At 65.4% G+C, this 12,655-nt stretch carries 12 protein-coding genes; 10 read left to right on the top strand and 2 right to left on the bottom strand.

Annotated elements, in window-relative coordinates:
• Positions 1 to 236 precede the first annotated feature (236 nt).
• From K8M09_RS11020 to K8M09_RS10980, 9 genes are all read left to right on the top strand, one after another.
• Positions 237 to 1,448 (top strand): MFS transporter, encoded by a 1,212-nt coding sequence (locus tag K8M09_RS11020; RefSeq protein WP_160787883.1) that lies wholly within the window; start codon positions 237 to 239, stop codon positions 1,446 to 1,448.
• A 409-nt stretch (positions 1,449 to 1,857) separates the two neighbouring features.
• On the top strand, positions 1,858 to 2,877 hold the full coding sequence (locus K8M09_RS11015) for an amino acid ABC transporter substrate-binding protein (protein ID WP_160787882.1): 1,020 nt from the start codon (positions 1,858 to 1,860) through the stop codon (positions 2,875 to 2,877).
• 83 nt (positions 2,878 to 2,960) lie between these two features.
• Entirely contained in the window at positions 2,961 to 4,109 is a 1,149-nt protein-coding gene (locus K8M09_RS11010; protein WP_160787881.1) for an amino acid ABC transporter permease, read from the top strand.
• A gap of 1 nt (position 4,110) precedes the next feature.
• Positions 4,111 to 5,205, top strand: a complete 1,095-nt coding sequence (locus K8M09_RS11005) for an amino acid ABC transporter permease (RefSeq protein ID WP_160787880.1) — start codon at positions 4,111 to 4,113, stop codon at positions 5,203 to 5,205.
• Positions 5,198 to 6,643, top strand: a complete 1,446-nt coding sequence (locus tag K8M09_RS11000; RefSeq protein ID WP_160787879.1) for an amidohydrolase family protein — start codon at positions 5,198 to 5,200, stop codon at positions 6,641 to 6,643. Before K8M09_RS11005 ends, K8M09_RS11000 begins: the two co-directional genes overlap by 8 nt.
• Positions 6,644 to 6,676: 33 nt before the next feature.
• On the top strand, positions 6,677 to 8,293 hold the full coding sequence (locus K8M09_RS10995; RefSeq protein ID WP_229341823.1) for a sensor histidine kinase: 1,617 nt from the start codon (positions 6,677 to 6,679) through the stop codon (positions 8,291 to 8,293).
• Positions 8,290 to 8,886, top strand: coding sequence for a response regulator transcription factor (locus K8M09_RS10990; protein WP_160787877.1), 597 nt, complete (start codon positions 8,290 to 8,292; stop codon positions 8,884 to 8,886). The genes K8M09_RS10995 and K8M09_RS10990 overlap by 4 nt, the downstream gene beginning before the upstream one ends.
• A 109-nt stretch (positions 8,887 to 8,995) precedes the next feature.
• Entirely contained in the window at positions 8,996 to 9,481 is a 486-nt protein-coding gene (locus K8M09_RS10985; protein ID WP_160787876.1) for a GlcG/HbpS family heme-binding protein, read from the top strand.
• Between the two features lie 81 nt (positions 9,482 to 9,562).
• Positions 9,563 to 9,925: a hypothetical protein gene (locus K8M09_RS10980; protein ID WP_160787875.1), complete on the top strand. Its 363-nt coding sequence runs from the start codon at positions 9,563 to 9,565 to the stop codon at positions 9,923 to 9,925.
• Here the strand turns inward: K8M09_RS10980 and K8M09_RS10975 are convergent.
• Together K8M09_RS10975 and K8M09_RS10970 are read right to left on the bottom strand one after the other, a co-directional pair.
• A complete protein-coding gene (locus tag K8M09_RS10975) occupies positions 9,922 to 10,581 on the bottom strand; it encodes a glutathione S-transferase family protein (RefSeq protein WP_160787874.1) in 660 nt (219 codons plus the stop codon). The genes K8M09_RS10980 and K8M09_RS10975 overlap by 4 nt on opposite strands.
• Before the next feature lie 76 nt (positions 10,582 to 10,657).
• The gene (locus tag K8M09_RS10970; protein WP_160787873.1) at positions 10,658 to 10,801 is read right to left on the bottom strand and encodes a hypothetical protein; all 144 of its coding nucleotides are present in this window, start codon (positions 10,799 to 10,801) and stop codon (positions 10,658 to 10,660) included.
• 165 nt (positions 10,802 to 10,966) lie between these two features.
• Here K8M09_RS10970 and K8M09_RS10965 point away from each other — a divergent pair, with 165 nt between their 5' ends.
• The gene (locus tag K8M09_RS10965; RefSeq protein ID WP_160787872.1) at positions 10,967 to 12,604 is read left to right on the top strand and encodes a phosphoethanolamine transferase; all 1,638 of its coding nucleotides are present in this window, start codon (positions 10,967 to 10,969) and stop codon (positions 12,602 to 12,604) included.
• The last annotated feature ends 51 nt before the right edge of the window (positions 12,605 to 12,655 follow it).

Here is a 12,655-nt window from a genome sequence, read left to right as displayed (position 1 = left end):
TAGTCTTGCCGTGTCCGTCGCCGAGGAAAGGCGTTTTGCCGTCCGGGTTCAAGTCCATTCTGGCCGAAGTCGCGGGATAGGGGCAATCCGCCTTGCCGCGGGGTGTTTTCGGCCGCATCGTGCGTTTTCTTTTCGGGCGATGTCGGAAGAACCCGGTGGCCAGCGTCTTCATGGGAGACCGGACAAGACGATCCGGCGCGGCTTTCGCCGGCCGGTCGAGCCAAGAGGAGATGACAATGGTCCATACGCATTATCGCTGGGTGATCGTCGCGGCAGGGGGCCTGCTCGGCTGCATCGCCATCGGCGCCATGTTCTCGCTGCCCGTCTTCCTGCTGCCGATCGCCAAGGAGACGGGCTGGTCGGTGACGGGCGTTTCCACCGCCATGACCATCGGCTTTCTCGCCATGGCCTTCGCCAGCATGGGCTGGGGCGGCCTGTCCGACCGCTGGGGGCCGCGGCCGGTCGTGCTGGCCGGCTCGGTGCTGCTGGCCGCAAGCCTCGTGCTGGCGAGCTTCGCCACCTCGCTGATCGTCTTCCAGTTCGTCTTCGGCCTTTTGGTGGGGGTGGCGGTCGCCGCCGTCTTCGCGCCGATGATGGCCTGCGTGACCGGCTGGTTCGATACCCATCGCAGCCTTGCCGTCTCGCTGGTCTCGGCCGGCATGGGCATGGCGCCCATGACCATGTCGCCCTTCGCCGCCTGGCTGGTGACCATGCACGACTGGCGCGTCTCCATGCAGATCATCGCGGCCGTCGTCGCCGTGACGATGATCCCGGTCTCGCTGCTGATCCGGCGTCCTCCGGCGCTGGAGGCGGGAGCCTCATCCGCCGTGGCCGGCGAGCCGCAGGAGGGCATGACGGTGCGCGAGGTGCTGCGCTCGCCGCAATTCATCATCCTGTGCCTGACGAACTTCTTCTGCTGCGCCACCCATTCGGGGCCGATCTTCCATACGGTGAGCTACGCCATCACCTGCGGCATCCCGATGATCGCCGCCGTCACCATCTACAGCGTCGAGGGGCTGGCGGGCATGGGCGGGCGCGTGGTCTTCGGCCTGCTCGGCGACAGGTTCGGCGCCAAGCATATTCTCGTCCTGGGGCTGTTCGTGCAGGCTTTTGGGGCGCTCGCCTATGTCTTCACCGGCGGGCTGGCCTCGTTCAATCTGGTCGCGGGCATCTTCGGTTTCATCTATGCCGGCGTTATGCCGCTCTATGCGGTCATCGCGCGTGAAAACTTCCCGCTGCGCATGATGGGAACGGTGATCGGCGGCACGGCCATGGCCGGCAGCCTCGGCATGGCGCTGGGGCCGGTGGCGGGCGGGCTGATCTACGATACCTTCGCCAGCTATACCTGGCTCTATGTCGGCTCCTGGGGCATCGGCCTCGGCGCCTTCCTGATCGCTATGACCTTCCGGCCGGCGCCGAGGGCGCGGGAAGCGCTGGCGGGAACCTGACGGCCCCCATGGGCAAAGGCCGGACAGAAACGGGACCGGACCATTCGCGCTCCGGTCCCGCCTGCCGGGAGAAAGATTGAAACAGAATTCACCTTCGCACGCAGATTGTATACCGCGTCTGTCAAAAAACCCGATTTCAGGGCCGTCTCATTGAGGCGGCCTTGCTGTTTTGCAGGTGCTAACGCCGATATTGCGCTGCAAATTCAAGGTTGATGCCCATCCTACATGGCATCATGATCATTGTACATGGCTGCTTTTGCCCGATTGTCCACATTCTATATCAGAAAGTGTTGATGATGAATTTTTTGCATTGTACACAATCATTGCGGTCTGATGGATCGTGACGGGACGGCCGGCTGCTGGAGGGCGGTGGGGCGTCCGGTCCAACAACACCCATGGGAGGGGAAGCATGAAACAGGCACTTCTTTCGCTTTGCGCGGCCGCGCTCGGTCTTGCCATCGCCGGTCAGGCCTCGGCGGCCGGCACGCTGGAAACCGTCAAGGCACGCGGCAAGCTCATCTGCGGCGTTTCGCTGACGGTGCCGGGTTTTGCGGCGCCCGACGACAAGGGCCGCATGCAGGGTTTTGACGTCGATATCTGCCGCTCGATCGCCGCTGCCGTCTTCGGCGATGGCGAGAAGGTCGATTTCGTTCCGACCAACATCAACACGCGCTTCCAGGCGCTTCAGTCCGGCGAGATCGACGTGCTGTCGCGCCAGACGACCCACACCTTCTCGCGCGATGCCTCGCTCGGCCTCGATTTCGGCCCCACGGTCTTCTATGACGGCCAGGGCCTGATGGTGCCCAAGTCGCTCGGCGTCACCAGCGCCAAGGAACTGACGGAAGCGGCGATCTGCACCCTGCCGGGCACCACGACCGCGCAGAACATTTCCGACTTCTTCGCCGCCATCAACGGCAAGTTCGAGCTGGTCGTCTTCGAAAGCCCGGACGAGAACCGCGCCGCCTTCTATTCCGGCCGCTGCGAGGCGATCACCTCGGACCGTTCGGACCTTGCCTCGATCCGCTCCGTCGCCAACAACCCGGACGACTACATCGTCCTGCCGGAAACGATCTCCAAGGAGCCGCTCGCGCCGGCCTTCCGCCAGAACGATTCCAACTGGGGCGACATCGTTTCTTGGTCCGTCTGGCTGCTGATGGCCGCCGAGGAAAAGGGCATCACCCAGGCGAATGTCGACGAGAAGCTGAAAAGCGAAGACCCGGACGTGCAGCGCATTCTCGGCACGACCGAGGAACTCGGCAAGATGCTCGGCCTCGACAACAAGTGGGGCTACAACATCATCAAGAGCGTCGGCAATTACGGCGAAATCTTCGAGCGCAATGTGGGCGAGGGCACCAAGCTCGGCCTGACGCGCGGCCCGAACGCTCTGTGGAACAAGGGCGGCCTGATCTTCTCGCCGCCGATCCGTTGATCGCTTCCTAGAGCGATCCTCCGGGGCGCGCGCATGGCGGTGCGCGTGCCCCCACTTCTCTCCGACATCGATGGCGAGGTTTCATGGCTTTCCTGCATGACATGCGCTTTCGCGCCTATTTCTATCAGGTCGTCGCGATCGGTTTCGTGGCCCTTGTCGGCTGGACCCTGTTTTCCACGGCGAGCGCAAACCTCGCCAAGCAGAACATCGCGACGGGCTTCGACTTCCTGACGCGGCCGGCCGGCTTCGTCATCACCGAGGCGGCCATCGCCTTCGAGCCCACCGATACGGTCGGCCGCGCCATCCTCGTCGGCATCGCCAATACGGTGAAGGTCTCGCTGCTCGCCGCGATCTTCGGCACCGTTCTCGGCCTTGCCGTCGGCATTGCGCGCATGTCGCACAATCCGCTTCTGGCACGCCTCGCGCTCGTCTATGTCGAGCTGCTGCGAAACGTGCCGCTGCTGCTCTATCTCTTCCTCTGGTATTCGCTGATCATCCTCACCCTGCCGCCGGTCAAGCAGGCGCTGAACCTCTTGCCGGGCGTCTATCTTTCCAATAGCGGCCTCGTCGTGCCGGCGGCGCTCGTCGAAAGCGGCGGCCTTGCGCTTCTTGCCTGCCTCGTCGGCGGCGCGATCGCGGCGCTCGTCATCCGCACCGTGGCGACGAGGAAGCGTGTCACGACGGGCCAGTCGAACCATGGCGGTCTCATTGCGCTGGCCGCGCTTGTCGGCCCCGCGCTGCTGCTCTGGCTCGCCGGCGGCGTCGCCATCGACTGGGATTTCCCGACGGCGGGAAAATTCCGTCTGACGGGCGGGCTGCATGTGCGGCCGGAATTCGTGGCGCTGCTCTTCGGCCTTGCGCTCAGCGTTTCGGCAAACGTCGCGGAAATCGTGCGCGCCGGTATCCAGGCCGTCAACAAGGGACAGTGGGAGGCGGCCGCCGCGCTCGGGCTTCCACGCGGTAAGACTATGAGGCTCGTCGTGTTGCCGCAGGCGCTGCGCATCATCATCCCGCCGCTCACCAACACCTATCTCACCGTCTTCAAGAACAGTTCGCTGGCGATCGCCATCGGCTATCCGGACCTCGTCACCGTCTCCAACATCGTGATGAACCAGACGGGCCAGGCCATGGAGACGATCGCGATCTTCATGGGCGTCTATCTTGCCCTTTCGATCGCCATCTCGCTCTTGATGAACTGGTACAACGCGCATGTCGCGCTGAAGGAGCGTTGATATGACCGACGTTCAGGCTCTCGTTCTCGCCCCGCCGCAGCCGGCCCCCGCCGCCGCGCGCGGCGGAAAGTTCTCCGCCTATTTCGGCACGCCCGGCAATACGCTGATCAGTCTTGCCTCCATCGCCGCCATCGTCTTCATCGCCAAGCTCGCCTTCGGCTGGCTGGTGGTCGATGCGGTCTATTCCGGCGACGGCGCGGTGTGCAAGGCGGCAAGCGGGGCCTGCTGGCCCTTCGTGGCGCAGAAGCTGCGCTACATGCTCTTCGGCTTCTATCCCTATGACGAGCAATGGCGGCCGATGCTGGCGCTGCTCCTCTTCTTCGGTGCCTGCCTCTTCTCCATGATGCCGCGTTTCTGGAGCCGCAAGCTGCTGATCGCCTGGATCGTCGCCATCCTGCCCGCGCTCTATATCCTCATGGCCGGCGGCATTTTCGGCCTGACGCCGGTGCCGACGACGAGCTGGGGCGGCCTGCCGCTCTCCTTCACGCTTTCCTTCGTCGGGCTGACGCTCGCCTTGCCGCTCGGCATCGTGCTGGCGCTCGCTCGCGCCTCGAACCTGCCGGCGATCCGCGTGCTTGCGGTCGGCTTCATCGAGATCGTGCGCGGCGTGCCGCTGATCAGCATCCTCTTCATGGCGACGGTCATGTTGCCGCTCTTCATGCCCGAGGGCACGACCATCGACAAACTGCTGCGCGCGCAGGTCGCCATCATCCTCTTCGCCTCTGCCTATATCGCCGAGATCGTGCGCGGCGGCTTGCAGGACGTGCCGGCCGGGCAATACGAGGCGGGCAAGTCGCTCGGCCTGCATTACTGGCAGGTCATGCGCAAGATCGTGCTGCCGCAGGCGCTGAAGAAGGTCATTCCGCCGATGGTCGGCCTCTTCATCGGCTTCTTCCAGGATACGACGCTCGTCACCATCGTCGGCCTCGTCGATTTCCTCGATACCGTTCGCTCGGCCATCCGCGACCCGGAATGGCAGGGCATCGCGGTGCTGGAAGGCTACCTCGTCGCCGCCGCCGTCTATTTCACCTTCAGTGCCCTGATGGGCGCCTATAGCCGCTTCCTCGAAGCGCATTTCAGGACGACCCATGCCTAACGTCAGCGTCATCCGCAATGCCCATACCGTCGTCGCCTATGACGAGGCGACCGGCGGCCACGCCTATATGCAGGACGCGGACGTCGCCTTCGACGAAACCGGCTTCCTCCATATCGGCGGCCGCTACGAGGGACCGTTCGCGCAGGAGATTTCCGGCCGCGACCGCATGGTCCTGCCCGGTCTCGTCAACGTGCATTGCCATTCCGGCGAGGAGCCGATCTCGAAGAGCTTCTTCGAGGATCAGGGCACCGCCGCCCTCTGGGGGCAGGCGATGTACGAATATTCGACGCTCATCGAGATCGGCGACGATGCGGTGCAGGCCGCGCTCACCGTCATGCTCGGCGACCTGCTGCGTAGCGGCGTCACCACCTTCGTCGATATTGCCGGCCCGCATGAATGCTGGCTGCCGACGCTGGCGCAAAGCGGCGCGCGCGCCTATGTCGCCCCCGGTTTCCGCGAGGCGGCGTGGCATGTGGAGGATAGTCATCGCCTCGATTTCCGCTGGAACTCCGCCCGTGGCCGCGAGGCCTTCGCCCGGGCGCTCGAAACCGTCGATGCGGCGCAGGCCCACCCCTCCGGCCGCCTCGGCGGCATCGTCGCCCCGGCGCAGGTCGAGACCTCAACGCCCGAACTGTTGCAGGAAGCGGCGGAGGCCGCGCGCAGCCGCAAGGTGCCGATCACCATCCACGCCGCGCAGACCATGGCAGAGCATGAGGAGCTATTGCGCCGCCACGGCCTCACCGCCATACAGTATCTCGAAAAACTCGGTGTGCTCGGCCCGGACCTCATCCTCGGCCATTGCATCTTCATCGACAGCCATGGCTGGACGCGCCAACGCACGGCGGACGATCTTGCGCGCCTTGCGGCAAGCGGCACGAGCGTCGCCCATTGCCCCGTCACCTTCGCGCGCAGCGGCATGATCCTGCAATCGGTCGGTCGCTACCGCCGCAGCGGCGTGAATGTCGCGCTCGGCACGGACAGCTATCCCTTCAATATGCTGGAGGAGATGCGCACGGCGCTGATCAACGCCCGCATCGCCGCCGGCACGGTCTTCGACGTCTCGACCGCCGATATTCTCGATGTCGCCACGCTGGCTGGCGCGAAGGCGCTCGGCCGCAGCGATATCGGTCGCATCGCCCAGGGCGCGAAGGCGGACTTTTCGCTGATCGACCTGAAGCATCCCGGCATGCAGCCGGTCTACGACCCGCTGCGCAACCTGCTGCATTGCGCCGCCGAGCGCGCGGTCGCCGCCGTCTATGTCGATGGCGCCTGCGTGATGGAAAACGACCGGCCGACGCGGGTCGATTATGACGGCGCGCTTGCCGAGTTGCAGGCGGTGCAGGATTTCGCGGTGCGCCATTTCCAGGCGAACGATCCGCGTGGCCGCTCCGCCGCCGCGCTCGCCCCGCTTTCTCTGCCGGTCCTGCCGCATCCGTGATGCTGCGGATCGCCAAGGGGTGAGGGACGTCCTATGATGCGCTTCCCGACCCCCGACCCGGCCGCACCGCCCATGCATCGACGCCTGACCTTTCTCCGTTCCTCGGCCGCCCTTGCCGGCGGCTGGCTGCTGATGCTGGCAGCCTTCGGCCTCTATTCCGTTACGAGCCACCGGCAGGCCTTCGAACAGGAGGTGTCGGAAAGCGGCCGCGCCCTGCAGCGGGCGATTTCCCAGCGCGTCGCCCAGCACGATGCGCACCTGACGGGCCTCAGCGCCCTCGGTCTCGCGCAGGCGCAGCCGTCGGAGGATTTCGACCTCGTCGCCAGATCCATCCTGCGCTTCTATCCGCGCATCGTCGCCATCGATCTTATCCGCCTGCCGGCGGAGGTCGTCAGCTCCGCCACGTCGGGCGATGGCTCGACCGCCGACCCCTCGCAGGTCTCCCGGGCCGTGGACATGCTCACCCCCGGCAAGGCGGCCTATGGCGCGGATGCCAAGCGCGGCCACTACCGGGTGATGAAGCGCATGAACGAGACGATGGCCGTCAGCCTCGATATCGACGGCGCGAAGCTGGTCGAGGGCGAGGAGCTGCCGCGCTGGGCGACGCTGCGCCTGTCGACCGCCGAAGGGCTGCTGCTGGAAACCGGCGCGAAGCCGCCCGCATCCGAAGGCTTTTTCGCCCGGACGGTCAGCTTCGACGCGCCTATCGCCAGCGCCACACAGCCGTTGCGGCTCTCCCTGCAACGCCATGTCACGCTGGCGCAACTCCTGCCGCCGCTGCCCTTCGCGCTCTTTGCCGCCATTTCGCTGGCCGGCCTCGTCCTCGTGCGCTCGCTGATGAAGCACCGGCAGGATGCCGCACTGGCGCGTGAGGCGGCGGAGGCCGCGTCCCGGCGCGAGGCGCTGCGCCAGCATGAAACGAAGCTCGCCCATGCGCTGCGCATCAACAGCATGGGCGAGATGGCCTCCGGCATCGCCCATGAACTCACCCAGCCCTTGACGGCGCTGCTCAGCCAGAGCCAGGCGGGACGGCGCATCGCCGCCGCGAACGGCCTGACGGACACGCCCATCGACGCCGTGCTCGCCGCCAATGTGCTGCAGGCCAAGCGCGCCGCCGATATCCTCGTGCGCCTGCGCGCCTATGTCGGCAAGAGCGCGCTGGAGGCCGGCGTGCATGATCTTGGCCGCCACGTCGCCGATATCGTCGCCCTCTCGCGCATCGATCTCGACCGGCGCGGCATCGCGCTTGAAATCGGGATGCCCGAGGCCCCGGCGCTGGCGCGGATCGATCCCGTGGAGATTGAGCAGGTCATCCACAATCTTATCCGCAATGCCGCCGATGCGGTCGAGCAGTCGGGGAGGGCGGATGGCCGGGTGCTGGTCTCGCTGAAACCGGCGGGGCAGAGCTACGAGATCGCCGTTTCCGACAATGGCGCGGGGATCCCGCCGGATATCCTGCCCCGCCTCTTCGAGCCGTTCTTCTCCAGCAAGCCGGATGGCATGGGCCTCGGCCTCAGCCTGTGCGAAAGCATCGTCGAGCGCTTCGACGGCAGCATTTCGGCGCAGAACGGGGCGGGGGGCGGCGCGGTCTTCACCGTGCGCCTGCCGGCGGCGCGGGATATGCAGGAACAAGAGGAAGCAGCGGAATGACGATGGCGCCGGTCTATCTGGTCGATGACGACGAAGGGGTGCGCAGCGCCCTGTCGCTTTTGCTCGGCACCTATGGCATCCGCATCGAGACTTTTGGCGATCCCACCGCCTTCCTCGCGCGTGCGCCGAAACTGAAGCCGGGCGTGCTGTTGCTGGATCTGCGCATGCCCGCTATCACCGGCCTGCAACTGCATGAAAAGCTCGCCGCCATCGGCTGCGACTGGCCCACCATCATCTGCACCGGCCATGGCGACGTGCATGCCTGCCGCCGGGCCTTCAAGGCGGGTGTCGTCGATTTCCTCACCAAGCCCATCGACGAGCAGGTCTTGATCGAGGCCCTGCAACAGGCCTCCGGCGCACTGGATGTGCATGCGGAGAAGGCCGAGGCGGTGAAGCTGGTGGCGCAGCTTACCGACCGCGAGCGTGAGGTGCTGGACATGGTCGGGCGCGGCTGGTCGACCAAGGAGATCGCCGACAGCCTGCAACTGTCGCCCCGCACGGTCGATACGCACCGCGCCAATATCGCCCAAAAACTCGGCACGACCTCGGTCGCGGAGTTCGCGCGCCTCGCCCTGATCGGGCAGGCTCCGTAATCCTACGGACCCCGCTCCGTCCGTCCACCGATACCGCGAAAAGCGAAAATCTCCGAAAAGAAGGGCGTCGCCGCAAACGAGATCGAGCGGCCCTCAGATGGAGATCAACATGAAGACGTTCGTTGCCACCGCTTTCGCTGCTCTTACCCTTGCCGGCGCCGCCAATGCCGAAATCCTGACCGAGCGCAACATGCCGCTCGACATCGCCGTCGAAGCCGCTGACGCCGCCGTGAAGGCCTGCGCCGCCAAGAAGTTCAATGTGACGGTTGCCGTCGTCGACCGCGCCGGCATCACCCGCGTCGTGCTGCGCGCCGACCGCGCCGGCCCGCACACCCTCGACAGCGCCGTCCGCAAGGCCTACACGGCCGCTTCCTTCCGCACGCCGACCCAGAAGATCGCTGAAAACGTCGGCAAGAACCCGGCTGCCGCCCAGCTCGTCGCAATCGACCGCCTGCTGGTTCTGGCCGGTGGTGTTCCGGTCAAGGCCGGTGAAGAAACGATCGGCGCCATCGGCGTCGGCGGCGCGCCGAGCGGCGACATCGATGACGAATGCGCACGCGCCGGCATCGAAGCCGTCAGCGCGAAGCTGAAGTAAGCGTCGCGCTTGCAGCAACGACCCCGGCATCGCAAGGTGCCGGGGTTTTGTCGTTTTGGGGGATCGGCGTAAGCTTCCGTCATGCGCTCAACGATTCCTGCTCTCGCCGCCTGTCTGCTTCTTGTTGCGACATCGCAGTCCGCCGCGCGGGACGCCGCCTATGTCGCCTGCGACAACGGCTTGCGCTGCCTCGTCGCGCCATGCCCCTCCACCACCGTGCGCGATGTCGCGACCGGCAAGCTGTGGAAGGGGACCTCTCCCGACATCAGCCGGCTTTCGGAGGTCGACCAGCAGCGTATCCGCGAGACGGATGCGCTTTATTTCGGTCGTCTCGTTCTGCGCGGCCATATCGAAAAGCAGGCAAACGGCCCTTCCGCGCTTGTCGTGACCGGCATCGAGCGCAAGGCGAAGCCGGCGGAGCGCCGGCACTGCCCCAGGGGTTAATCGCGGTCGGGTGCGCCGAGCGGGAAGAATTTCCGGAAGGGCCGGCCTTCATCGACGGCGCGGGCGAAGGACGGGCGGGCGAGCAGGCGCTTGCGATAGGCATGCACATTGGCGAAGGCCGGGTCGATGGCATGCGTCCAGTCCGCATAGAAGAGGAACGGACCCGCGCCGCAATCGGCCAGCGTGAAGGCATCGCCCGTCGCCCATTCCTTGCCGGCCATGTGCCGGTCCAGCCAGGCGTAGGCGCGTTCCAGCATCTGCCGGGCCTCGTTGTCGCCGTAGGGGTCGCGGTCCGTCTCCTGCCGGATGGCGTTGAAGACGATCTTCTGCTGCGGCGTCGAGATATAGTTGTCGAAGAAGCGGTCGAGCATGCGCACCTCGAGGGCCGCCGCCGGATCGTCGGGGATCAGTTTTACCGGACCCGGATAGTGGAGGCCGAGATATTCGATGACGATGCTCGCCTCGACGATGGTGCGGTCGCCGTCGACGAGGATCGGGAAACGCTTGATCGGCCAGCGGGCCGCGAAATCGGCCAGGGTTTCGGGATCGGTGTGATCGAGAACGCGGTATTCGAAATCGGTGCCGTTCTCGTAAAGCGCCGTTAGCGCCTTCTGGCAGTAGCTCGAAAAGGGATGGGCATAGAGAACCGGTTTCATGGCGACCTCCGTGACGAATGTCCATTGGTCGCAAATCTGCTTGCGAAATGCAATCGGATTTTGAGGCGAGCCGTTGTCAGCCGGCCCGCTTCATGAACGCCCGTTGCAGGTCCTCGTTATGCGCCCTGGCAAACTGGTTCTGGGCGAGCGGGATCGCCAGGACCAGCAGAACCAGGGCGGTCACGAACAGCGTGCCCGGGTTGAAAAGCCTTACTTTCACGCATCACCTCATCGTCTCGCGCATCCTTCATGAACGGCGAAGCTGACTCTGTGCTGAACGTCTCGGCGGCTTCGTTCAGGCGGCTGTCAGTTTGCCCCGGCAGGGAGGGGGCAAGATGGCGAACCGCTGCGGCGGCATCGCCCCATGCCGTGAAAGGACTATTCCATGCGCGAAGGAACCGGCCGCATCTCCCTGTGGCGGCCAGAACTCAGCAGCGTCACCGTCAGCGTGCTGACGGCGTTCTATCTCCTCGCCCTCACCAACTGGAGCTTCTGGTCGAAGGGCTGGCGCTATCTGGAGGGAAGGCCGACCACCTTCGCGTCCATCGCCATCGGCGTCGCCTGCCTCTATGTCGCGCTCTGCGTCGCCGTCTCGCTGAAATATGTGATGAAGCCGCTCTTCATGGCGCTCATTCTGGCGAGCGCGTCCGGCGCGTGGTTCATGGACCGCTTCGGCGTCATCATCGATATCGAGATGATCCGCAACGCGGCCGAGACGAACAGCGCCGAGGCGGGACACCTCATCACGCCCGGCTTCGTGCTGCACATGCTGGCCTATGGCCTTCTGCCCTGCCTCCTCCTCGTCTGGGTGAAGGTCCGTCATCGCCCGTTCTTCGGCAAGGTGCGCGGCAATCTCGCCGTCATCGCGCCCGCGCTCGTCCTTGCGCTGGTCGCCGGCCTGTCGCATGCCCGCGTCTATGCCTCGGCCGCCCGGGCGCATCACGACTGGTTCGAGACGCTGAACCCCTTCGTGCCGCTCGTCACCGCCGTGCAGTTCGCCGCCGGCCAGTCGGTGGATGCGAATGTGGTGGCCGCGCCGCTCGGCACGGATGCGAAGGTGGCCGACGCGCCGCTCGGCGAGCGCAAGCCGCGTCTGATGATCGTGGTCGCCGGTGAGACGGCGCGCGCCGACAATTTCTCGCTCGGCGGCTACGGGCGGGATACCAACCCGGAACTGGCGAAGAAGGACATTCTCTACTTCCCCGACACGACGAGCTGCGGCACCGCGACGGCCGTCTCGCTGCCCTGCATGTTCTCGGTCTATACCCGCTCCGAATATACCCACCGCAAGGGCCTTTCGACGGAAAACCTGCTCGACGTGCTGTCCCATGCCGGCGTCGATGTCGAATGGTGGGACAACAACACCGGCGACAAGGAGATCGCCAAGCGCGTGAAGGCGCAGTCGCTGATCAAGGACGGCAACCCGGCCTATTGCGCGAAGGGCGAATGCCGCGACCAGGTTCTGCTCGACGCGCTGGATGCCCGGATCGGCTCTATCGACAAGGATACCGTGCTGGTGCTGCACCAGATCGGCAGCCATGGCCCGGCCTATTACGAGCGCTATCCCGAGGAATATCGCCGCTTCACGCCGGAATGCCGCAGCGCCGAATTCTCCGACTGCACCAAGGAGGAGATCGTCAACGCCTATGACAACACCATCGCCTATACCGACCACATCCTTGCCAGCGTCATCGACCGGCTGGAAAAGCAGCAGGACCGCCTCGACGTGTCGATGCTCTATATGTCGGACCACGGCGAATCCCTCGGCGAGCTCGGCCTCTACCTGCACGGCGCGCCCTATATGATCGCCCCGTCCGAGCAGACCCATGTTCCGTTCGTGCTCTGGCTCGGCAAGGATGCCAAGGCAGCCTATTCGGCTTCCTGCCTTGCCGACGAGACGAAGGCGCCGCAGTCGCACGACAATCTCTTCCATAGCGTGCTTGGCATGATGCGGGTGCAGACCAACGTGCGCGATCCGGCGCTCGACCTCCTCTCTCCCTGCCGGCTGGGCGCGATCTCCTGAGTGAAAGGCACGGGTGGCAACGCGCGCGCGCGCCATGTATTGTCCGGGATC

Origin of the sequence: Shinella zoogloeoides (assembly GCF_020883495.1) — a bacterium.
In the GTDB taxonomy this organism is placed as follows: domain Bacteria; phylum Pseudomonadota; class Alphaproteobacteria; order Rhizobiales; family Rhizobiaceae; genus Shinella; species Shinella zoogloeoides.
This window is presented reverse-complemented; position numbering and strand designations above follow the sequence as displayed.